Annotated in this window: 20 protein-coding genes and 1 tRNA gene; 11 read left to right on the top strand and 10 right to left on the bottom strand. The window is 42.8% G+C overall.

Annotation, left to right across the window (positions count from 1 at the left end; genetic code table 11):
• Positions 1–99: 99 nt before the first annotated feature.
• Positions 100–2,499 carry an ATP-binding protein gene (locus tag QUA01_RS17520; protein WP_333091352.1) on the bottom strand — a complete coding sequence of 800 codons (2,400 nt, stop codon included), beginning with the start codon at positions 2,497–2,499 and terminating at the stop codon, positions 100–102.
• A 342-nt stretch (positions 2,500–2,841) separates the two neighbouring features.
• On the opposite strand from QUA01_RS17520, the gene QUA01_RS17515 reads away from it, so the two are divergent.
• Entirely contained in the window at positions 2,842–3,105 is a 264-nt protein-coding gene (locus QUA01_RS17515; RefSeq protein ID WP_333091290.1) for a hypothetical protein, read from the top strand.
• Positions 3,106–3,534: 429 nt separating this feature from the next.
• Here the strand turns inward: QUA01_RS17515 and QUA01_RS17510 are convergent, their stop codons facing one another.
• From QUA01_RS17510 to ndhL, 4 genes are all read right to left on the bottom strand, one after another.
• Entirely contained in the window at positions 3,535–4,182 is a 648-nt protein-coding gene (locus QUA01_RS17510) for a DUF6658 family protein (protein WP_333091288.1), read from the bottom strand.
• Between the two features lie 609 nt (positions 4,183–4,791).
• Positions 4,792–5,583 carry a tryptophan synthase subunit alpha gene (gene trpA, locus QUA01_RS17505; protein WP_333091286.1) on the bottom strand — a complete coding sequence of 264 codons (792 nt, stop codon included), beginning with the start codon at positions 5,581–5,583 and terminating at the stop codon, positions 4,792–4,794.
• Between the two features lie 307 nt (positions 5,584–5,890).
• On the bottom strand, positions 5,891–6,196 hold the full coding sequence (locus tag QUA01_RS17500) for a DUF3007 family protein (RefSeq protein WP_333091284.1): 306 nt from the start codon (positions 6,194–6,196) through the stop codon (positions 5,891–5,893).
• Positions 6,197–6,412, bottom strand: a complete 216-nt coding sequence (gene ndhL, locus QUA01_RS17495) for an NAD(P)H-quinone oxidoreductase subunit L (protein WP_193972727.1) — start codon at positions 6,410–6,412, stop codon at positions 6,197–6,199.
• Positions 6,413–6,610: 198 nt separating this feature from the next.
• Between ndhL and QUA01_RS17490 the strand changes: the two genes are divergently transcribed.
• A tRNA-Leu gene (locus QUA01_RS17490) sits at positions 6,611–6,695 on the top strand.
• Between the two features lie 215 nt (positions 6,696–6,910).
• On the opposite strand, the gene QUA01_RS17485 is transcribed toward QUA01_RS17490, so the two are convergent.
• The gene (locus tag QUA01_RS17485) at positions 6,911–7,189 is read right to left on the bottom strand and encodes a hypothetical protein (RefSeq protein ID WP_333091283.1); all 279 of its coding nucleotides are present in this window, start codon (positions 7,187–7,189) and stop codon (positions 6,911–6,913) included.
• Positions 7,190–7,312: 123 nt separating this feature from the next.
• On the opposite strand from QUA01_RS17485, the gene QUA01_RS17480 reads away from it, so the two are divergent.
• The 7 genes from QUA01_RS17480 to ureC all read left to right on the top strand — a co-directional run bounded on the left by QUA01_RS17480 (position 7,313) and on the right by ureC (position 13,985).
• A complete protein-coding gene (locus tag QUA01_RS17480) occupies positions 7,313–8,155 on the top strand; it encodes an SPL family radical SAM protein (protein WP_333133127.1) in 843 nt (280 codons plus the stop codon).
• Positions 8,148–9,461, top strand: a complete 1,314-nt coding sequence (locus tag QUA01_RS17475) for a photosystem II assembly protein (protein ID WP_333091281.1) — start codon at positions 8,148–8,150, stop codon at positions 9,459–9,461. The genes QUA01_RS17480 and QUA01_RS17475 overlap by 8 nt, the downstream gene beginning before the upstream one ends.
• 73 nt (positions 9,462–9,534) lie before the next feature.
• Positions 9,535–10,410 carry an urease accessory protein UreD gene (locus QUA01_RS17470; protein ID WP_333091279.1) on the top strand — a complete coding sequence of 292 codons (876 nt, stop codon included), beginning with the start codon at positions 9,535–9,537 and terminating at the stop codon, positions 10,408–10,410.
• Positions 10,411–10,522: 112 nt separating this feature from the next.
• Positions 10,523–10,825: an urease subunit gamma gene (ureA, locus tag QUA01_RS17465; protein ID WP_015179363.1), complete on the top strand. Its 303-nt coding sequence runs from the start codon at positions 10,523–10,525 to the stop codon at positions 10,823–10,825.
• Positions 10,826–10,858: 33 nt separating this feature from the next.
• A complete protein-coding gene (locus QUA01_RS17460) occupies positions 10,859–11,170 on the top strand; it encodes an urease subunit beta (protein WP_333091278.1) in 312 nt (103 codons plus the stop codon).
• A 50-nt stretch (positions 11,171–11,220) separates the two neighbouring features.
• On the top strand, positions 11,221–12,126 hold the full coding sequence (locus QUA01_RS17455; RefSeq protein ID WP_333091277.1) for a DUF91 domain-containing protein: 906 nt from the start codon (positions 11,221–11,223) through the stop codon (positions 12,124–12,126).
• Positions 12,127–12,227: 101 nt separating this feature from the next.
• Positions 12,228–13,985 carry an urease subunit alpha gene (ureC, locus tag QUA01_RS17450; RefSeq protein WP_333091274.1) on the top strand — a complete coding sequence of 586 codons (1,758 nt, stop codon included), beginning with the start codon at positions 12,228–12,230 and terminating at the stop codon, positions 13,983–13,985.
• 93 nt (positions 13,986–14,078) lie between these two features.
• On the opposite strand, the gene QUA01_RS17445 is transcribed toward ureC, so the two are convergent.
• The 3 genes from QUA01_RS17445 to QUA01_RS17435 form a co-directional block, all read right to left on the bottom strand.
• Positions 14,079–14,714 carry a hypothetical protein gene (locus QUA01_RS17445; protein ID WP_333091273.1) on the bottom strand — a complete coding sequence of 212 codons (636 nt, stop codon included), beginning with the start codon at positions 14,712–14,714 and terminating at the stop codon, positions 14,079–14,081.
• 150 nt (positions 14,715–14,864) lie between these two features.
• Entirely contained in the window at positions 14,865–15,860 is a 996-nt protein-coding gene (locus QUA01_RS17440) for a pentapeptide repeat-containing protein (RefSeq protein WP_333091270.1), read from the bottom strand.
• A 221-nt stretch (positions 15,861–16,081) separates the two neighbouring features.
• Positions 16,082–17,767, bottom strand: coding sequence for a hypothetical protein (locus QUA01_RS17435; RefSeq protein WP_333091269.1), 1,686 nt, complete (start codon positions 17,765–17,767; stop codon positions 16,082–16,084).
• A 449-nt stretch (positions 17,768–18,216) separates the two neighbouring features.
• Here QUA01_RS17435 and QUA01_RS17430 point away from each other — a divergent pair, with 449 nt between their 5' ends.
• Positions 18,217–19,716, top strand: coding sequence for a phytoene desaturase family protein (locus QUA01_RS17430; RefSeq protein ID WP_333091268.1), 1,500 nt, complete (start codon positions 18,217–18,219; stop codon positions 19,714–19,716).
• A gap of 245 nt (positions 19,717–19,961) precedes the next feature.
• On the opposite strand, the gene QUA01_RS17425 is transcribed toward QUA01_RS17430, so the two are convergent.
• A complete protein-coding gene (locus tag QUA01_RS17425; protein ID WP_333091267.1) occupies positions 19,962–20,975 on the bottom strand; it encodes a leucine-rich repeat domain-containing protein in 1,014 nt (337 codons plus the stop codon).
• Between the two features lie 350 nt (positions 20,976–21,325).
• On the opposite strand from QUA01_RS17425, the gene QUA01_RS17420 reads away from it, so the two are divergent.
• The gene (locus tag QUA01_RS17420; RefSeq protein ID WP_333091266.1) at positions 21,326–21,796 is read left to right on the top strand and encodes an ABA4-like family protein; all 471 of its coding nucleotides are present in this window, start codon (positions 21,326–21,328) and stop codon (positions 21,794–21,796) included.
• Positions 21,797–21,805 lie beyond the last annotated feature (9 nt).

Below are 21,805 nucleotides of genomic sequence, written 5' to 3'. Positions count from 1 at the left end.
CTTTCAATCACATCCACAATGTTTATTAACCCGCCCCCTCTCCCCACCTCATGTTAATTATTTGTAATAGCCTACTTACTAAACTGCTGTAATTAAAATTTATCCTTTCACCGGCAAAACGATCGCAAATTCAGTCCCAATTCCGTGTTCCGCACTCACCTCAATGCTGCCGCCATGTTTTTCTACCGCAATCTGATGGGCAATGGTCAACCCTAATCCAGTGCCTTTTCCGACGCATTTCGTCGTAAACAAATGGTCGAATATATACTTTTTAATTTCCTCTTGCATCCCAGTGCCGTTATCAGCAATTTTAATTTGAATCTGTCCTTCCCCTAGTACCTCAGTGCAAATAGTGATGCGGTTGGGATTGGTGGCAATTTCGCTAAAACTGCGTCCTAAGTTTGACTCTTCTAAGGCATCAATCGCATTGGCCAGCAGGTTCATAAAAACTTGATTTAATTGACCTGGGAAACATTGAATTTTAGGGAGATTGCCGTATTTAGTTATTACTTCGATCTGCGGGCGGCATTCGTTGGCTTTGAGGCGGTGTTTCAAAATTAAAATAGCGCTATTAATGCCATCATGAATATTAAAAGGAACTTTGTAGTCTTTGTCTCCTCGGGAAAAGGTGCGGAGGCTGGTACTGATGCTAGAAATGCGATCGCACCCGACTTGCATTGAATCAATCATCTTCGGTAAATCTTCCAAAAGATAATCGATGTCTACCTCTTCGGCATGATTAGCCTTCTCCGATTTTGGTGCATCGGAGCGATACAATTCTAAATGTTCTATAACATCTGCCAAGCTTCTTTTAGCTTCGCTTAAATTGCCAGAAATAAATCCAATTGGATTGTTGATTTCGTGGGCGACTCCGGCGACTAAATTGCCCAAAGCCGACATTTTCTCGCTTTGTACTATTTGCAGTTGCGCTTGCTGCAAATCTTTTAAAGTTTGTTCTAGTTGTTGATTTTGCTTTTGCAAAAGTTCATCTGCTTGCTTGCGACCCGTGGCATCAACACCCAAGCCAATAATCCCAACCGTCTCGCCTTGGGAATTTTTTAACTGCACTTTCGTGACTTCTATATAGTGTTGTTTGCCGTCAACTAATGTGAGAGTTTCACTGGAGTAATGCGGTGAATCTTGGACAAGACAGGCGGCATCTGAAACCAAACAGTTTGCTGCATTTTCCCCCAATATATCTTTGTAATGCTCGGCAGCTAAAAAAGCGCTTAGAGGCGCGCCGACATCTTGACAAAAAGTATTGTTAAAAAAATGTACTTTACCCTTCGGATTCACCATCCAAATCCAAATCGGAGCGACATCCAGTATCGCTTGCAACATTTGTTTCTGCTCGGCAAGCTGATTTTCAGTGCGGCTAAATTTTGTTAGCAATCGCTCTAATTGTTGACCGTAATCTTGAGATTTTTGATGAAGTATAGCGTTTGATAAACTGATTGCTGCTTGGGAACACAGGAGATTGAGAAATTGCAAGCGATCGCGCGTAAAAACTCCTGCTGTTAACCGATTTTCTAGATACAAGATGCCGACTAAGTTGTCTCGATCGAGAATCGGCCAACATAACAGGCTCTGCGGTTGGTATTTCTGGATGTAGGAGTCGGAATCGCGATCGCAATTTTCAGCAATGTTCCGCACAATCACAGGTTTCAACAAGTTTTTAACGCAGTCAACAATTTTTAGGGGCAGGATATCGCTGTTTTTATCGAGTGCTGCTGATGGTAAGCCGATCGCCCTTTCGACGCCCAAATTGTCGATCGCGCTTGCTGCAGCCACTTCCCATTTACTGCCGTTTGGTAACAGCAGCGCTACTTTGTCAGCTTCTATATTTGCGATCGCCAGTTGCATCAGTTTGGCAATCAGCCGATCGAGTTCAATTTCACTAGAAAGCGCTTGACAAGCTTTTAGCAGAGTTGAAAAAACTCCGAAATCCGACAGGTGACGCGACACAGATGAATGAATAAATGGATGCACCGAGTGATGTTGATTAGGAGATATGACGACAGTTGCTAATGGATTTACAGCGACTGTTGCTGGCGGCAAAATCGGCGATAACAATTGAGGATAGCGTTTTTTTAAGTCTTCAATTTTGACTGCATCTCCGCAGCGAGCATAGCAATCGCAGGCATCTATCATGTAGACTAGGGCAATTTTTTCTCTACCGTGGGAGAGGTAAAACTTAGCAGCGAGTTCGCAGGCGAGAGCTTCTTCATTAACATATTCATTAGCTTTAGCTCCAGCAATAGCTCGATCGTACAATTCCATTGCTTCTGCTTTCTGCCCCAAAAGGCCCCGCAATTCTGCCTCAACCAGATCGAACTTGTGCTGGTAATCTATCGGGGTAAGGTGCGCGGATTCTTTGAGTTTTTTCTGACTCGTCTCAACGCGCTTCAGGATTTGTTGGCGCTCCGTCGGTGCGGCCTCTGTATAGGTTGCCAAATGTGCCAGCGCATCGTAAAAGTCGTGCATCATTGTTACTAGCATCACAACAAAATTTTCCAAATAAAGTTTGTCTGCATCCCCCCTATCGATCTGCTTCGGATTACGGCGACAATATATCGCGCATCTTTCGCATTTTTTAAACCGATTTTATACCGCTCTATCTGGCTGACAAGAGTCAAGATAAATTGAAATATTTGGAGGTTTCATATATTAGTAAATGACTCTGATTTTTTCTAGTTAATCTAGAATTTCTGTTTGCTTAAGGACTATTTTGAGCAATGCAATTAACAACTGCGATGCAACTCAGTTTTGCATTTATAGTCCGAACACCTCAAGAATTCGCGTATTTTACAGATTGCGAGATCCCGAGGGCACTGTAAAAAAATGCTTCTTGCAAAACACAGATGCTCCCGTTTGCTGCTAGCCGGTTGCGAGTGTTTTTCGGGTGCCGCCGAGACAGCAGCCGATCGACAATCGGCGTATAATTGCGCGATCGGGCAATCTCCGGGCATTACTGTCAAATTTACTACCTCTACTGTTGCAGCCATTTTGACCGCTCCCAGTCGAGAGTTTAACTTTACCATAGTTAATGTATCTATCTTAGGGTATAAACAGCATAATTTTCTAGTTGCCGATCGCAAATTATAGTTATCTACCAAACAACATTTTATACTTAGGCGATCTAAATTGGAGCCTTTTACTTACGTATAAATTGCTGCTATCAATCTCAAATACAGTTAAATTAGCGCAAAAACAGTAGGAATACGGAAATATAGCGTCTTGAAAAATACAGTGTATAATTAAGTAAGTTTAATATAGTTCGATCGTGAAATCAGTAAAATGGCTCCTGCAAAAAAATACAGCGTATCCCAGGTTTATATGAGGTGTACATCATAAACCTGGAACACGCTGTATATTGCTGGTTCTTTGCGAACAACGAAGCAATCTCCAAAAGATAAATATTGCTTCGTTTCTCAACGTTATTTGAAATTAGTCTATCGCGTCTGCCGCTCGTTGAGTTCTGTCAATATCTCGATTCACTTTCGAGCGAAAATTGTCCGAGGCATCTTCAGTGTTCTATTTTGCATTTCGCGCTGCATCTGTGACATTCTCTTGGCCGCCGCTGGTATTATATCTCAGAGACTCAGTACCCTCTGCTGCTCTTTCTTTTGCTCCCTGGGTGGCTTCTTTAACAATCTCTTTTGCTCCCTTCAAGCCGTCGCGAGTGTTTTCTTTCAGGTTAGCAAAGCCTTCCTTGGTTTTGTCGCCAAAGTTATCAGCTTTGCGCTGAACCGTGCGAGAATTCTTATTCACCTTGTCGCCAATTTCGTCAAGTTTGTCAGACGCGTCTTCTTTTACCCGCCGCACATTTTCGCCCACATCGCTGCTAGATTTGGTGTCGATGCGACGCTGGGCTTCATCTTTGAGAAGCTGAGCTTTTGCTTCTGCTCCTGTAACAGTTGTGTTTCTTGGATCGTCATCGCTGTATTGATTCTGGCCGCCTTTATATACCGAAGTTACAGCCTCAGAAGGCACTTCTTCTCTAATTTGGTCGGAGGTTTTTGCTGCCATCACATCAGTTTTTGTTGCGCTCCCATCAGTTTTTGTTGCGCTCATATCAGGGCTACTGCAGGCCGTACTCACTAATACTAAAATGCCAGCCAGAAACACTGTTAAAATTTGTACAGCTCGAATTTTTTTCAGAAATGCAGTTAGTCTGTTCATAAAAATGATCCTTTCTATTTCTATTGTGATATGCTCTAATTCCTGGTAGTTGTGTAGATGGCTAGCATTACAAACTAGAGGAACTTAAACACTTTTTAAAATATATAAATAATAACAGGATCTTTTCATCTACCTCAAGTTAGATTCCTCAAGTTGTAGCAGGTATAGATGGAAGATGGAAGATCGAAGATGGAAGATCGAAGATGGAAGAAGAAAGATGGAAGATGGAAGATGGAATATTTGACAGCAGACAGCAAACAGTTGACAACTTGGCCGAAAAGCCCGTCGTTAGGTTGACAGTAGATTGATACAAGAAGCAAGATGGAACAAAAAACGGACAATCCTCCATCTCATACCAATTATTAAAAATCGTAGTTGTGTGCGCCGGATACGGCAATGCCTTTTCCCTGCTTGGCTGAGCGTTTGGCGGGAAGTGCGCGCTGGGTTGAAAGGTTTTGCGTTTTATGAGTAAAAAAAACCTTCTGGTCAAGAACCAGAAGGAAGGAGGTGTATGATCTCAAGTACAACAAGGTCTTTAATCCCAATTGTGGCGACACGGGGCGATCGCCCGCATCTGTCTAATGGCTGAAAGTATTTGCACAGTTGCTATCATTCAATCGCTGTTTTTAAGCTCTTGCAGAATTCGCCTATTGCTGCTAAACCCTCTTCTGGAGTGCCTTGGGCCAAGCGTTTAACAAAAGCACTGCCAACAATCACAGCGTCTGCACCCCATTCTTTGACTTGTCGAGCGTGTTCCGGTGTCGAGATACCAAAACCGACACCGATGGGTTTGTCGGTGATGCTGCGAATTTCTTGCAGCAACTCTTTTGCTCGCGTTTCTAAACCTTCGCGCACTCCCGTAACCCCGGTTACGCTGACTAAGTAAATAAATCCTTGAGACTGGCGGGCGATCGCTTCTATGCGATTTTTGGGACTTGTCGGAGCAACTAATAATGTTAGTTCAATCCCTAATTTGTTGGCAGGTTGGATGAGACTGTCAGCTTCTTCTAAGGGCAAATCGGGTACAACCAATCCCTGAACTCCAGCACTTTTGATTTGCTGCAAGAACGTTTCTATACCTCGGTACAAAATCGGGTTGTAGTAGGTGAATAGAATAATGGGCGATCGCAAATTCGGACTAACTTTAGCTACCATTTCCAGCACCGGATCTAACCGCGTTCCCCGCTGCAGGGCCCTAGTAGCGGCGGCTTGAATCACCGGCCCGTCAGCTAGCGGGTCAGAATAGGGAACGCCAAGCTCGATCGCATCTGCACCGTTATCATCCAAAACTTGCAGCGCTTTAGCCGTTGTCTCCAAATCTGGGTCGCCAGCAGTAATAAAAGGAATTAATGCACATTTGTTGCTCTTTCGCAACGTTTCAAAACAATTAGAAATAGTCATTAGGCAGTTGGCAGTTGGTTGTTGGCAGTTGGTTGTTGGCAGTTGGTTGTTGGCAGTTAGTTGTTGGCAGTTGGTTGTTGGCACTTGGTTGTTGGCAGTTGGTATTAGCTAATAACAACTAATATCATGTCCGAGCGATTAACCATAATATCCCGGTCGGGGCGGGTTTTTGAGATTGTCAATTATTAGCAGGTATTGTTGGTGAACCCGCCCTTACAAAAATCGCGGTTGCTCGACCGGACATGATACAACCACTGACAACTGACAACTCACCACTAACCACTGACAACTGACAACTAACCACTGACTAATTATCTTTTTCCTGCTCAATTTCGGCTTGAAGTTTGGCTAACTCTTCAGGAGTGAGTGCATCTAGCTGCTTCTGCAAGACAGCATCTTTGTACTCTTTCAGTTGCTCGCTGTAGGTCATACTTTGAGTCAGGGCTCGAAATAAATAAGTCACCAGCCAGCCAATCAAGCCGGCAACCAAAAATAACTGACTCCAAATGCCTGCATTCATGCTGTCGAGTCCGGCGAATTGCAGTAGCAAGTAGACCAAGCCACCTGCTACAAAAAAGCCGAGACTGATTCCAATTACGTCAATACGTCGCATTTAGGCTTCAATCTGCCGCCGCTTGGGGCGAAAGTTCAAAAAGGGAGCTAGGAGAAACATACCGGGGAAGAAGAAGAACATCAAGAAGTACATGAAGCCGCGCTCAAAAGACGTGGCCACGTACCAGCGGCTGTTCAGGTAAGCGTAGGTGGCGGCCGGTACTACCAGGAGGTAGGCTCCTGCTAACACGGCGTAAAGCAGCAAGGTAATATACATAGATTTGCTTTAGGGGAATAATAACAGCGGTAAGGGGGCACAGACGCTCCGCTAGCTGGTTAACTATTGTACCGCTTGGGGAGATGCAGCGCGAGTTTTGAGAATTTTTAGATTAGGGGTTGCGTAAATTGGGGTTTTGGTTGTAGAATAAAAGGCTGTTGCTGTCAGTGAATCAAATCCACAGCAATTTGACTAAAGGGGGGTGTGGCGGAATGGTAGACGCTACGGACTTAAAATCCGTTGACCCGAAACGGTCGTGTGGGTTCAAGTCCCTCCACCCCCATCAAATTTAGGTTGAAAGTGCGATACACGCCGATTCTCGACTTCTGAAAAAAATCGTGAATTTGTGTGTATCGTATTTTAGGCAGCCACAAGCAAAGCAATCACAAATTCCGCACCCTGTCGGATTTGGGGATGGATCTCAATTTTGTCTTGATGCTGGGCAAGAATTGCAGAGGAAATCGATAAAAAATTTTACCTGGCAATTAGTATTTTCGCTTAATTAGGGGCTGTGGGCTCAACTATGGGCTGACCTTGTTTTTCGGTTTCTGCCAGTTCTAGGTTCAATTCCAGCAGTTTTGCTAAAATATCGTCGCTGTCAGTAAATCCGTAAGCTGCATTACATTCGCGATCGAGCTTAGCATGGAGTTTAAAGAGCTGACTTGTTGGCTCTTCAAAAAATTTATTGTAAAGTTGAGTAATTCCCCACTGTTTTGCTGACATTTGTTGAGTGCGGTAAAGTGAAGTAGTAAAATGAAGCGCCATAGCCTTACTCATTCCTAAACATTTTCCGTTTTAATACTGTAACAACAGGTTTTAATCATGGTAAAGTCTCAGTATGAGGGATATTCCGCAGGCAAAAAAAGTATCCTACTCCGGGAAAATTTTGGAACTGCCAAAGTGTATGCACAAAATGCACAGTCATTGCTCAACAAAGCGACTGGATTTATCAGCGCTTACGATTTTACGCTAAATCCTTATCGCGGCTGTCAGTACGGATGCAGTTATTGTTATGCTGCTGCTTTTAGCCCTAATTCACAGATGCGGCAGGATTGGGGAAATTGGGTAATTATTAAGAAAAATGCTGCGGAAATTTTAAATAAAGAACTGCAAAGTTGGTCTAAAAAAAATCCCGGACGATCACCTACAATTTACATGAGTAGTGTCACAGATCCGTATCAGCCGATTGAATCTAAAGAACACTTAACTAGGCACTTGTTAGAAGTGATGGTTCCCTATCAACCAACGCTAGTTATCCAAACTCGCAGTCCTATGATAACTAGAGATGTCGATATTTTACAGCAATTTCAGCGGTTGCGAGTTAACATGAGCATTCCCACTGGTAGCGAAAAAGTCAGGAAAGATTTTGAACCAAAATCGCCTAGTATTCCTGCTAGACTCAAAGCTATTGAAAAACTGAGATACAGCTTTCCTTACCGAGAAAATTGCGAAGTCAGATTTTCTATAACTGTGACGCCACTCCTCCCTACCTTACCGGAAGATGAAGCTAATTTTATTAACAAGCTGGAAGTTGTAGATCGGGTGGTGATTCAGGATTTTCATGCCAGCAACGGGCGATCGCTAATTGCGTCAACTCGCGAGGAAGCATTAGCTCTTAAACAAAAGTACGATTGGTGGTACAATAGCGAACAACAGAGTTATCGCAAGTTTAAAAATAAATTAACTGCGATGCTCCCGGATGTTGAGATTATGGAAGGTAAAGAGGGATTTGGCTATGAGTAATCCGCTAGTAAATTGGTGGCGTTCCCATCAGTTTAACGAAGCCGTTAAGAGTCAAAATAATCGACTTGCCAAACAACTGTTAAAACAAATAGAAAATTCCGGGGCAAAACTCTCATGGCAGGAGAAGCTATTTAAAGAGCGTCTACAGCTTGAAAAGTTATTGCAAAAAAAAAATGACCGCATCAAAGAAGGCGATCGGCATTTAGCAGAATTAAAACTGCAACTAAGCTTCGGGCAACTTGACGATTCTCTGGCGCGGATTGATGAATCAACCTTGTTTCCGGACAAAAAGCTTATTGAATATATTTCCAAAGCTTTCAAGTTGATAGAATGCGATGCAAGTATGATTCAATGCACTGGCATTGATGAGAAAGTTTTTAATAATTTTGAACAACATTTGGCTGGCTTTATCAAAAATGAGCTTAATAAGTCTTACCGCGAAAAAAGCAATGTTGATTATTTACTTAAACAAGCTATTGACGACATACAAAAACTGAAAGAAGGACAAGATCCTCAATACAGTTTTGAGCTAAGTCCTCATATTTATTTAATGAGATATTTCCTAGATAACGTCTATTGTACATATCTAGCTTGGTTCCTGGTTTACAAAGCAGGGTTGTTACCAACTAAACTCAATATCCTCGATATTGCGGCGGGGCCGGGTACTGTTGCTTACGGACTTGGTTTGTTGCTACAAAGCAGTAGCGACTTTTTTTCAATGCCACCAATGCACATATCCTACTACTCTTTGGAACAACAAAAAGCTTTTCAATATCGCGGACTCCAGTTTTGGCGGCAGTACATGGAACCCCAAGCGATGAATGCTTACTTTCGTTTTGATACTTCTAGTATCTTTGATGGGGAAAATCAATCTAAAAGACTGCCCAAAAAATTCTTTGATTTTATAGTGATTTCTCACTGTTTTTTTAACGATGAGGAGAGAAGAGAAAAATCCCTTCAAATTTACAAGGATATATTTACAAGCAGTCTGAATGATTTTGGTTACGTTTTGCTAATTATTCAAGAAAAAAAGTTGCTGAAATCGTACAATATTCGTCGAGTTGATGATTGCCAACAAGAGCTAAGTGTAGTACAAAATTTTCTTGATGAGCTGGGATTAAACTTAGTTTGGTATAAATATTTAAGTTCTACTGGCAGCAGGAAATTCCATCCTAGTTTTGCAAAATTTGCTAGAAAAAATCTACATTGCCAGCAATTTATTAGTCCTCTTTTTCGCCAGCACTTTAAGTTACCTTATGATTTAAGTTATGTAGTGGATGACTATGTAATATTGGCTAATAAATAAATTTAGAGAAAAAGTAAAAAACATAAAGTTAGCGACAAACAAGTATCAAATTAAACAATAATTCTAAAAATCTGTGATTCAAAACTCGACTGAACAACCTACAAATAACATTCAAACTGGATGGCACGGCTGCCTCAATTTAGTCTACGCCAACCGCAGCGGCTCAACTCAAATCATCCACAATCAAATGCAAGCGCCCCTCAAGGTGCAGCGCCCGTTTTATCCTGAAGGGAAAGAGGTTTGTCACAGCGTCATTTTGCACACGGCTGGGGGAGTTGTCGGGGGCGATCGCCTTTCCAGCAATTTTCATCTCCAACCCAACACCAAAGCCTTGATTACCAGCGCCGCTGCTAGTAAAATCTATCGCAGCAGCGGACTAAAATCACAACAAAATATCGACATCAAACTAGAACAAGGTGCTAATTTAGAATGGCTACCGCAGGAAACAATTGTTTTCGACGGTGCAATTTACCAGCAAAATCTGCGGGTAGAATTAGCACCGACAGCGAGGATTTTACTCTGGGAAATTACCCGGTTCGGACGCAGTGCTAGGGGTGAAAAGTTCTTGTCGGGAGAATGGCGATCGCACACCGAAGTCTGGCAACAAAACAGCCCTCTGTGGATTGACAGACAAATGCTCAAAGGTGGCTCAGAAATGCTCGAAAGTCCTCACGGTTTAGCAGGAAAATCCGTAGTCGCCACCCTCGCTTGGATCGGCGAACCAGTCACTACAGAAATAGTAAAAAAAGTGCGAAATTTGCCCTCTGAAGCAACAATTTATCCGGGTAATTCCACCGCCGGCGTGACTCGTATTCCTAACGGTTTGCTGTGCAGATATCGCGGTTCATCCACCACCGCAGCGAGAGACTGGTTTGTCAGCATTTGGCACTTGTTGCGCTTATCTTTTTCAGAACGCCCTTGCTGTTTGCCCAGAGTTTGGATAAAATAGGGTTTTCTGAATTCAAAAATTGTATCATTGACAGCTACTTCGATATCAAATTTGATGTATAATTGATAGCCGAACTGGAGCAAATAATGCGATCGCCCTTACCAGAATAAAAATGCAACTCACCCCCCAAGAAAAAGACAAACTGCTGATTTTCACCGCCGCCCTCGTAGCAGAGCGCCGGAAACAAAGAGGCTTAAAATTAAACTATCCAGAAGCACTAGCCTACATTTCCGCCGCAATTTTAGAAGGAGCTAGAGACGGCCTCACCGTCGCAGATTTAATGAGCTACGGGACAACTCTCCTGACGCGGGAAGATGTCATGGAAGGGATACCGGAAATGGTACACGAAGTGCAGGTTGAGGCCACTTTTCCCGACGGCACTAAATTAGTGACAGTGCACGATCCGATTCGTTAAATATTCCACCGCAACAACTCGTAGGAGATAGATATGATTCCGGGAGAAATGATTGTTTTAGCAGGCGAAATTGAATTAAATGCAGGGCGTAAAACAGTGCACTTGCTAGTAGCAAATACGGGAGACAGACCGATTCAAATCGGCTCCCACTATCACTTTTATGAAGCGAACGAAGCCTTGGCATTTAATCGAGAACAAGCAAAAGGAATGCGGCTGGATATCCCCGCAGGTACAGCAGTCCGATTTGAACCCGGAGATGAAAGAGAAGTGCAATTAGTACCGTTTGTCGGCAGTCGTGAAGTCTACGGCTTTAACGGGAAAGTGAACGGTAAGTTAGATGGATGAGACTTGTTTGCCGAGCTTAAAAAGAATAATTAGTAGGATTATAATTCGATATGTCAGATCAAATTAGATTGTGGCAAATATCACAGGATAAATTGAATGAAATTACCGAATCTAAGTTAGACTTAGAATCGCGTTTAGAAACCTGGCTAGAGAATGATATTTCAATCCTAGCAGATGATCTCTTGGTCATTGGTCGGCAAGTGATTACTGATTATGGTGGACAACTTGACCTTTTATGTATAGATAGGAACGGAGATTTAGTCATTGTTGAGTTAAAGAAGGACAAAACATCAAGAGAAGTAACAGCACAAGCCTTGGATTACGCCTCATGGGTTAAGGATTTGTCAAAGGAGAGAGTTACAGAAATTGCCAATGCTTATTTACTGACTAAAAATGGCAGTAACTTAGAAGATGCTTTTTGTGATAAATTTAGCTCAGAATTCCCTGATATCTTGAATTATCAGCACAACATTATAGTTGTAGCTGCACAGATAGATAGTAATTCTGAAAGGATTATTAAATACTTGTCAGAAACTTATGGTGTGAGAATCAATGTCGCAACATTCCAGTATTTCCGTGACTCAAGCGGTAGAGAGTTACTAGCAAGAAAATTGTTGATTGAGGCTGAAATAAAACCTGTAAATACATCCAAAAAAAATCCCAACTTGACCCTAGAACAATTATCTGAAATGGCAGATAGCAATGAAGTTGGAAAAGTGTATAGACTACTTTATGACGAAGTTGTACCAGATATATTTTGGATAAATACAACAACAAAAGGTCTGGCATTGAGAGAAAGATGTCGAAATGGCAAACTTATCTTAAATCTTTTGTTAACTGAAAGCACGCCTAGGGATGGTCTAAAAGTTAAGGTATACATAGAGAGAGTTTCAAACTATTTAAACATTGATGCAGAAGAGTTGGCTAATTTGTTACCTAACTATCAAAAAATATAACCAAATGATTCCTTTGGTTTAATTGCTGAAGGATTCTTTAAAACAGAAGAACAGGTTAACCAGTTTGTGGCAAAATTCAATCAAGTAAGGAGTGCATTAATATGAGTTACAGAATGGATCGTCGCGCCTACGCGGAAACTTTTGGGCCGACAACGGGCGATCGCGTCCGGTTAGCCGATACAGAATTATTCATAGAAGTTGAAAAAGATTTCACAACCTACGGGGATGAAGTTAAATTTGGTGGCGGTAAAGTTATTCGCGATGGTATGGGACAGTCGCCTATTTCTAATGCTGACGGTGCTGTTGACACGGTAATTACTAATGCTTTAATATTGGATTGGTGGGGAATTGTTAAAGCAGATATCGGGCTTCAAGACGGCAAAATTTACAAAATTGGTAAAGCCGGAAATCCTTACATTCAAGATAGAGTAGATATTATTATCGGGCCTGGTACAGAAGTGATTGCCGGTGAAGGAATGATTCTCACGGCTGGGGGAATTGACTCTCACATTCACTTTATTTGCCCGCAACAAATAGAAGTGGCGATCGCCTCTGGAATCACTACAATGATCGGCGGCGGCACTGGCCCCGCAACGGGTACAAACGCCACCACTTGCACTCCCGGCCCTTGGCATATGTACAGAATGCTGCAAGCAGCCGACGCTTTCCCGGTGAATTTGGGATTTTTAGGTAAAGGAAATAGCAGCCAACCTCAAGGATTAGTCGAACAAATATTCGCCGGTGCAATGGGTTTGAAACTCCACGAAGATTGGGGAACTACGCCATCGACGATCGACAATTGTTTGAGTGTAGCTGACGAGTACGACGTGCAAGTTGCAATTCACACCGATACTCTCAATGAAGCTGGATTTGTGGAAGCGACAATTGCTGCTTTTAAAAATCGGGCAATCCACACTTACCACACCGAAGGTGCAGGCGGCGGACACGCACCGGATATTATTAAAGTCTGCGGCCAAGCTAATGTTTTGCCTTCGTCTACTAACCCGACTCGCCCTTATACTGTCAATACTTTGGAAGAACATTTAGATATGTTGATGGTTTGTCACCATTTGGATCGGGGGATTCCTGAAGATGTGGCTTTTGCTGAGTCGAGAATTAGAAGGGAAACGATTGCTGCTGAGGATATTTTGCACGATTTAGGTGCGTTTAGTATGATTTCTTCTGACTCGCAGGCGATGGGAAGGGTTGGGGAAGTGATTATTCGGACTTGGCAAACGGCGCATAAAATGAAGGTGCAAAGGGGGATTTTGAACGGGCAAGATGCCCGTTCCACAGGGAATTTGGACGGGCAAGATGCCCGTTCCACAAGGGGAGAAAATGACAATTTTCGGGCGAAGCGGTACATTGCAAAATATACAATTAATCCGGCGATTACTCACGGAATTAGTCAGTATGTGGGTTCGGTGGAAGAGGGGAAATTGGCGGATTTGTGTTTGTGGCGGCCGGCGTTTTTTGGGGTGAAACCGGAACTGGTAATTAAGGGAGGGGCGATCGCCTACGGGCAGATGGGAGATGCTAACGCCAGCATTCCCACGCCGCAGCCGGTGCATATGCGGCCGATGTTTGGCAGCTTTGGGGGGGCGATTGGGGCGACTTGTTTGACGTTTGTTTCTCAGGCGGCGCGCGATCGAGATATTGCCGCACAGCTCGGTTTGCAAAAGCCAACTGTAGCAGTTTCGGGGACGCGACAAATTAGTAAAAGAGATATGAAACTGAACGATTATTTGCCGCAGATGGAAGTCGATCCAGAAACCTATGAAGTGAGGGCGGATGGGGAATTGTTGACTTGCGAACCGGCAACTGTTTTGCCAATGGCGCAGAGATATTTTCTGTTTTGATTGGGATACCAAATCCGGCTTTGTTATTCCCTCTTCGCAGACTAAAATATCGAGTAGGAACAGGCTTTTCGGCCTGTTCCACAAGCAGTAAATTTAATTGTGGAGTGTCCCGCCCGCCCCGAAAGCCCCATTGAGCGATCGCACGATCGAACCCTGACACACAAACCAAAAATAAAGTGCAATATTAATCCCGCTCAACAACTTCGGAATTCCCTCCAACAAGCTCGAAACAATCTCGTTTTTTAAAGGCAGCGCTTCTGCACAAAAGGCAACAAATAACAACCCAACGCCGCTCAACAGTAAAGGATAGGGAGTTAATTTAATTTGCCTCCTAAAAACCAATCCGTATACAATTGCCAGCACCGCATAAAATATGACAATTGTCACTTTAGGAAAACCCGCACGCCCCAGATGAACGTGGGTGCGAAAAACTTCATTGAACAGAAAGCAACCTGTAAACAGTGCCGAATATAAAATAAATCTATTTTCTGGGCGATTTGGTTGAATAATTCTCAGCAATCCAAAGGTAAAAACGCATACCATTACTGATAAATAAAATAACATTTGAAACGCCAAGAAAAAGAAACCAGCACCCGGATACGTGGTAGAGCAAGGCGGCAAAAATAACCCTTTTACCGAAGAACCGAATAAACTCAAGCATCCAGTCACCAACCCAACTAATAGTAAGGTTAGGCTGTTGAACAAAAAAACTGTTTTATAATTTCCCATGACTCATGAGTAAAAACTACTGTCACGCTCAGCTACTGTGGATTTAAATTGCACCTTGCAGTATGCGTCAGCTAGCTGTTTGACAGCATTGATAAACTAATCGCTGAGCCACCCTAAAAATTACCAATTCCCCTTACCAATTCCCAATTACTATCCGTGCAATTCTCCACTTGGCATAATTGTACCGCGCCACTGAGCTCCCGCTAAATTAGCAGTGCTCAAATCGGCTCTCATCAAATTTGTGCGGTGCAAAATTGCCTCCCGCAAATCTGTTCTAGCCAGGTAAGCATCAGTCATATCGGTTTCAGTCAAATTTGCTTGATTAAAATTAGCTCGACTTAAATCAGCCCTCACCAAATTAGCTCGACTCAAATCAGCCATAACTAAATTAGCATTGCTCAATTTAACATCAGGAAGAAATGCACCGCGCAAATTAGCACCAGCCAATTCAGCATCAATTAAAATAGCTCTTTCTAACTTAGCATTTGTCATAACAGCCCAAGAAAAATTTGTTTCTACCAAAGTTGCTTCAGTCAAAAATGTGCCATTTAAAATAGCTTCGCTCAAATTCGCCTGAGTCAAATTTGCTTCCCGTAGAGATGCTTCAGTCAAATTCGCTTGACTGAGATTAGCTTTAGTCAAATCTGCACCTAGCAAATTGACGCCCCGCAAATCTGCACCTTGCAAATTTGCACTCCGCAAATTTGCACCCTCAAAAATTCGCGGCTCCTTACGCAAATTTGCACCGCGCAAGCAAGCGCCTCGCAAGTCTGTAGCTTGCAAATTGACTCCTCGCATATCTGCATCGCTCAAATTTGCATCGATAAAAATTGCTAAAGAGATGTTGGCTTTGCGAAAGTCTGCACCTTGCAAAGTCGCTCCGTGGAAGTCTGCATCGGACAAATTTGCTCCGCTCAAGTTGGCCTGATTTAAGTTAGCACCGCACAACTTGGCATTAGTTAAATTTGCGCTCTGAAGGTTAATTCTGCTCAGGTATGACATCGTTAAGTTTGCACCCCAGAGGTCAGCACTGCTTAAATTTACGCCAATTAAATCCGCGCCGCTGAGGTATACGCCTCTGAGGTTCATACCTTGAAAATCTAGTTCTCCTGATGTATATCGCCTTAAAATTTCGCTGGCATTCATATTTGTTTTGAATCTGGGTAAAATATGCTATTACTTGAATTTTTGAATTTCAGTCTTTGTCTTGCAAACTTAGTTTTTGTGGCCGCAAACTTCTGTCGGGAGCATCTCAGTTTAGCCTTTTATAGTGCGAGCATCCCGATCTGGGACGCTCGCAGGCTCAACAAAAAAAAGCTTTTTGCCAAACTGAGATGCTTCCATTCTGTCGAGGGAATGTAATGAGTTTAATTCACAAATTCTTGAGTCCAAGCGACTGTTTTGTTGCCTACCTGTCGCCCGTGAATTTTCACGCGAGTCAGATATTTTGATTTTAAAGTACACAGTTTTTTGTGAATGTATGTAGCTGTAGTCTCTTGGTTTGGTGATTCGGCAGACTCTAAAATAACGTGGAGCCAACCATCTTTAAATCCGGCTATAGCGGTAATTCCTTTAGGCTGTAGCAATTGATTGATCAATAGGGCGATCGCCTTTGGCTTGCCTTGTTGTGCCATTTCCACAAGCTGATACTGATTTGGTTTATCTGGGGAATTTGGCGGCTCTGTTGCTGAACTATTTTCGGCAATATTTTCGGAGGTTTCAGAAGGAGAGTACCCGCTTTCTTTTGACTCTACTTCCTTCAGAATTTCAATTAATTTGTCGGTAAATCCCTGAACTTGTTCTACATAATCTCTGAGATTTTTATATTTCAAATACAAACGTTCCTCTGGACTTTCCGTAGAAAATTTGCCGTTCAAAGCAGCTTCTAACTCGCTGAATATCTTTTCTATTTGATCCGTTGCTGAGTTAGCGCTTTGACTGACCAATCCTGTCATTTCTTCTTCCAATCCCAACTTACGCTTGATGGAATCGCTAATATTGATAGTAACTGGAACGATCGGCTCGTAAATTTCGATAACTGTCGGGGTTTCTGAAACTGGTAAGGTTTCTACCAAGTCCTTTCCGAAATTAGCCGTAGAATTATTGCTGCTGGTTTCGGGTTGTTTAAACTTGGTATGTTCTGCCGCATCTGGCACTAAGCAAGTCTGCTCTGGGTCATAATAATAGTGAGTGGGAGCAGCTTGAATGATTTGAGTAATATCGCCAGACTCAAAATAATCGTTGTCCCTGTCAACCGGCTCGTTTTCTTGATAAAAGCTGTTGTTTAAATGGGTTCGATCGTAATCTTCGGTAACGGAATCTTCGGCTCGATCGTGTTCTTTCTGTGGAAATTTTGCGTAACAATAATTCATCGCTTTGATAATCACGCTAGCCACTTGGTCGGATTCGTCTGTGTTGTCGAGACTGCCGGCAGTTCTGTACAACTGAGATTCGAGTTCGGGCAGACTGCTGCAGACTTTAAACAGTTGTCGCAGCAGATTGTCAAGTTCTTGGCTTTTTAGCAGCATCCAGTCGCGCTCGCTAAAAGTGAACTGGTGATAAAGAGTAGAAAAAATAAGGATTTTCGCCCTCAGCGGATTTGTTTGCTGTAAAATTTTTTGTCGGACATCAAATAGATCTCCGGGGTCTCTTTCGTTCAACTCCTCTGGTGGCAGTTCCGAACTGAAGTGTTCGTCAAATGCAGGTGCTTCGTAACCGCCAAAATTAGATATGTTTGTTTCTAATTTTGTGAAGTCTTGGTATTCGTAAAGCCTGCTCAGTTGGCAGACGATTTGATCTGCCATTAAAGCGTACTCGGTTTTTTTATTTACCTTAGCAACTAGACTGCTTAAAACTGCTTCAATATCTTCTAACTTGTTGTATTTAGCGCAGAGTTCTTGGATTAAACTCTTTACATCGGCGCTAGCGAGTTTGGTCGAATCGTTTTCCCAACACTCTTTACAAGCAAAAAATATAATTTTTTTTATGCGCGAGAGATTGATGTCTTGTTCTAATTCGCGAACAACTTCATCTAAAATAGATAAAGCTTGCATAGTTTTCCTCTCCAAAAAATACCCTGTCAGTCGATTTGAGATTTGAGATTTGAGATTTACTTGCATCGCCAGTGATTCACCGGCGCCCCAACTTGAGTCTAAAATTTTAGGAGTTCCACGACTGTCCTGCGGGGGCTGCCGTTTTTGGGCGGGTCAAGATGCAGTGGATTTTCCATTTTAGATTTTTCGACTTTGCGAGCGAACAAGTTTGAGATTTTGGATTGACTTGCAGCTTTGCGAATCACCGGATTTCAGCAAGGGTCTAAAATTTTGCGATAATTCACTACTTATAGCAGTTCTCACTCTCGATGAGGTATCGATAGATCCCTCAATCTAAAATCTCAAATCTAAGCCTGTTGCTCACCTTTTTGAAATAGGCTATAAGTCGGGGCTTGTACTTGTTTCTGGCGGGTCAGCAATAAATAATACAATTATACCACATTTGATAAATGCAAGACTTTGATGCGATCGTAATTGGTAGCGGTATTGGCGGCTTAGTCGCAGGCTCGATGCTTTCTCGCTACGGGAAGCGGGTACTCGTCTGCGAGAGCCACACCATAGCGGGCGGGGCGGCTCACAGCTTTTGGCGCGGGGGATTTCACTTTGATTCTGGGCCTTCTTTTTATTGCGGTTTGAGCGATTCGCAGTCGCTCAATCCTTTGTCGCAAGTCTTGAATGTGTTGGAGGAATCGATCGCAGTAATTGCCTACGATCCGCTGGGCCATTACCATTTTCCTGAAGGAAGTTTGCCAGTTTATGCTAATGCGAGAAATTACTTAGATGCTGTAGCTAAATTCACACCGCAAGGCGCTATAGAATTGCAGCAATTTCAACAAAATCTATTAGTTGTGTATGACGCTTTGCGTGGAATTCCGGCTTTGGCGCTGAGATCGGACTGGCAATTGATACCTGTGTTGCTGTCTCGGTACTCGCCTGCTTTGCTGAAGCTGTTACCGTCATTGGGGGCGATCGCCAGTTCGGCTGGTACATTAATGGATAGAGACGTGCGCGATCCTTGGGTGCGGCGTTTGATCGATTTGGAATGCTTTTTGCTGTCGGGCTTGAAAGCCCACGAAACTGTCGCGCCAGAAATTGCTTTTATGATTGGCGAACGATCGCGAGTGGCGATCGAATATCCTGTAGGAGGCAGCGGTGCGATCGTCGAGGCCTTAGTTCGAGGCTTGCAGCGGTGGGGAGGAAAATTGCGATTGGGAACACCAGTCGAGCAAATATTAGTTGAATCCGGCAAAACCACGGGCATTCGCTTGCAAAACGGCGAAATTATCCGCGCCCCAATTGTCATTTCAAATGCCACCGTTTGGGATACTTATACAAAGTTACTGCGGCCTGAAGATTTGCCGGCCAACTACCGAAAAACGGCTTTGTCGGTGCCAGCAATAAACAGTTTCATGCACCTGCATTTAGGCATTAAAGCAGACAAACTCGAAGGATTGACCGGCCACCACGTCGTCGTTCACGACAGTACAATTGACATTACAGTACCCGGAAATACCTGCATGATTTCGATTCCGACAGTGTGGGATAAAACTCTAGCGCCGCCCGGACATCATGCCATTCACGCTTATACATTGGAACCTTACGCAGGTTGGGAATACGGCGGCGGTTATCAGGAAAAGAAACAAGGGCGATCGCAATCTCTGTTCAAAGCTTTAGAAAAAATTATACCGGATTTGCGATCGCGAATAGTCTTAGAGTCGATCGGCACACCGCTAACCCACGCCCGATATTTGCGCCGATATCAAGGAACCTACGGGCCTGCAATCGCCGCCGGAAAAGGCACATTTTCCGGGCCGCAAACCCCAGTCAAAGGCTTGTATCGGGTGGGAGACAGCACCATGCCGGGAATTGGCGTTCCCGCCGTCGCAGCATCGGGTATTTTGTGCGCCAACACCCTGGTAAATTCCGATGTGACTGCACAATTTTTGTAAACTAGCAGCAACAGGTTTGTAGTGAAGACTTTAGTCCTCTTTAAAATTATCAGAGGACTAAAATCTGCAGGATCGAACACTTTATCCACCAGCGGCAAAACTGCCCATAATTGCGATCGACAAAGCCAAACCTGGCAACAGCAGCACTACTAACATCAAAGCATCGTGCGAACTCATAACTTTCTCCTGATACCAACGTTCGACATCCTATCACAAGAGCCCAGATTTCGCCACGTCCTTAACAATTAAAACCGACATATAGATTCAGGATTGACAGGACAAATCTTATTCACAATCGGATTTCCGCGCAAGTCAAGCGCCGTCAACCTTTGCAAATATTGCAGCCAACCGATTTCAGAAATTTGATTATTGTACAAATCGAGCAAAAATAAATTATTCAAAGCTTGTAGCGCCCCAGCCTCCGAAATCCGATTGTTGAACAGATAAAGTTGAGTCAAATTAGTTAACGATTTCAGCGGACTGATGTCTGATATTTGATTGTTACCTAGGTTTAGTTCAACTAAAGCAGTTAAATCTGCCAAAGGACTAATATCAGATATTTGATTTTGGAATAAAACTAATTTTTTTAAATTAGTTAAAGCTTTTAGCGGAGTTAAATCAGATACTTTATTCTCGAACAAAAATAGCGTGTGTAGATTTTTCAAAGAAGCCAGCGGGCTGATGTCTGATATTTTATTTTGGTAAAGATAGAGAACTTTGAGCTCAGTTAAATTTGCTAAAGGAGCGAGATTGTGAATTTTATTTGTGTAGAAAATTAGCGATTTTAACTTGATTAAATTTTTCAAGGAACTGATGTCGGATATTTGATTGTCAAACAAGACAAGTTCCGTAAGATTAGTTAAAGCAGCTAGGGGAGTAATGTCTGATATTTGATTGGTATCTAGAACGAGTCTAGTCAGATTAGTAAGAGATGAAAGCGGGCTGATATCTGATATATGATTGACATCCATTACCAGAGTTTTCAGTTTAGTTAAAAATTGCAGGGGAGTGATGTCAGATATTTGATTGCTGTCGAGTATCAAACTCGTAAGTTGAGTGAAAGATGAAAGGGGACTGATATCGGTAATTTGAAGTTGTTTGAGGTTGAGTTCTGTTATACTAGAAAGCAGTTCATCGGCTCGATCGCATTCGGCAGTATCTGATATTTGCAACAGTATATCTACGGTATGTTTCGCACCGGGAGAGAGATTTTCTTTATGTTTGCACCAATCAGGAAAATTACTGTAAGTTGTTGTCATGGAATTTGATATAGCCTTTCTTAGAAAGATGAGGTACTATCCGGCATAGGGGATAGGGCATGGCGCATAGGGCATAGGGCATATCTCACCACGCTTGAGAACCGCTATATTTCGGATTTTAGATGTCATTCCTAAACGCATCAGCACCTTCCAAATATAGTTTTCTAAGGTTCGTAGTGCGATTAATCGATCGCACATGACACAAGTCTTAGATTTGGGATCAGTATAGCAACTCTTTTTAATTTGTGAATTAAATTTTTGGCATATTTTGATAATTTTTAGCAAAAATTGTGTAAAGTAATCTTAACAGTCTTGATTCTATCGCATTTTGCAGGAGCAAATACCAAACTATGACACCAGAACTAATTTTCAATGCGGGTAATCTGTTTGTTTTACCTTTTTGGGCAATTATGATTTTATTACCAAACTGGGGAATTACCAGAAAAGTAATGAATTCCTTTATTCCGTTTGTGGTGCTCGCCCTCTTGTACATATATTTATTTGGTAGCAGTCTGACGGCGGAAAATGCGGCGGCTTTGTCCAATCCAAAACTAGCAGATATTGCTAAATTTTTGGGAGAAGAAACGGCGGCGGCTACGGGATGGATTCATTTTTTAGTGATGGATTTGTTTGTCGGGCGATGGATTTATTTGGAAGGACAGCGGACAGGAGTTTGGACGGTTCATTCTTTGGCTTTGTGTTTGTTTGCAGGGCCGATGGGATTGCTTTCCCATATTGTAACTGCTTGGATTACTGCCAAGTTTTTTCCGAATTCTGAGGCGGCGGCAAGTGTTATATCAAATCCGTTAGCATCGGAATAGTAAATTCAG

It is taken from the genome of Microcoleus sp. S36a_B3 (genome assembly GCF_036700745.1).
Lineage (GTDB): Bacteria > Cyanobacteriota > Cyanobacteriia > Cyanobacteriales > Microcoleaceae > Microcoleus.
Note: the sequence above shows the minus strand (reverse complement) of the source record. Positions and strands in the feature narration are given on the sequence as shown.